The organism is Oleiphilus sp. HI0066 (genome assembly GCF_001635725.1).
On record NZ_LWFH01001313.1, the window covers coordinates 1 to 1,093 of the forward strand.

Annotated in this window: 2 protein-coding genes; one reads left to right on the forward strand and one right to left on the reverse strand. The window is 45.9% G+C overall.

Annotated features, from left to right (window positions below):
• Positions 1 to 713: FAD-binding oxidoreductase (locus A3738_RS19360; RefSeq protein ID WP_156504345.1), on the reverse strand; the 713-nt coding region annotated here is incomplete at its 3' end.
• 108 nt (positions 714 to 821) lie between these two features.
• Between A3738_RS19360 and A3738_RS19365 the strand changes: the two genes are divergently transcribed.
• Positions 822 to 1,093 (forward strand): Tfp pilus assembly protein FimT/FimU (locus A3738_RS19365; protein WP_156504346.1); only part of this gene is annotated, 272 nt, incomplete at its 3' end.

The window sequence follows — 1,093 nt, forward strand, 5'->3', positions numbered from 1 at the left end:
TATCGGCCATCACTCAACACTACGCGATTGACTAAACCGACTGGCGCATCAAACACCAGCATTTGGCCTTTCACAGGTTCAATCTCTGACGAGATCTGAGGCATGAGCTGAGATGTCCATGCCCCCGAGCAAACCACAACTAAGTCAGCATAATCTATTTCGCCAGAGAGCAAGCTCACTCTACCCTCATCAATCCCTGCAATCTTTTGATTCTCACGCACGGTAATGGCCGCGTGAAGATTCATGATGGTCCTTAAGGCTCTTAATAAGCGCGGATTACGAACACTCGCAACCTTTGGCATCCACAAAGACGATGCAAAACCTGTTTTCAGTTTTGGCTCTAGATCATAGAGATGTTCGGCAGAAATTGTTTCCATCCAAGAGGCATTATTCTCGGCCCAGTTAAGCGCAGCCTGTTGGTCTTCAACATTCAACACTAATAAGCCGTGATGGCTAATCTCTGGATCGATACCACTTTCCGCTTCGAGATCTTCAATCAGCTCGGCGTAGATAGCTTGCGAGCGCTTTGCGAGCGCTGTCACTGGAGCCAAATAACGCCAGGGATATAACGGAGAGATAATTCCTCCCCCTGCCCAGCTCGCTTCGCGCCCTAGTTGGCCTTGGTCATACAAAACCACATCAAACCCATTGTGTGCCAAATCACGAGCCTGCAACATGCCAATCACACCCGCACCAACAACAATCGCCTTCATTCAAATCCCCTTAAAAATATGCGCTTGTATTCTACGCGCTGGCTGATGAAAATGGAGCACGAGTTAAAGGATTGACTCAACTTTTTATTCTCATCAAGGATTGATGTTATGACATATTCTTCGCATTACTCGCGTGGCTTTACGCTACTCGAGCTTCTCATCGCTTTTACAATCATCGCCATCACATTTGGCATTTCATTTGGTAGTTTTTCGTTTATTGAAAAACAACGTGTCGAGCAAAATGCACGCACTGTTATTCAAGCCATCATGTATGCGCGCAGCCTCGCGATTAAAGAAAACCAATCTGTTTTTATATGCGCAAGTGACAACGAAAGTCATTGCGATAACAATTGGTCGAATACGATGATGATTTATCGCGA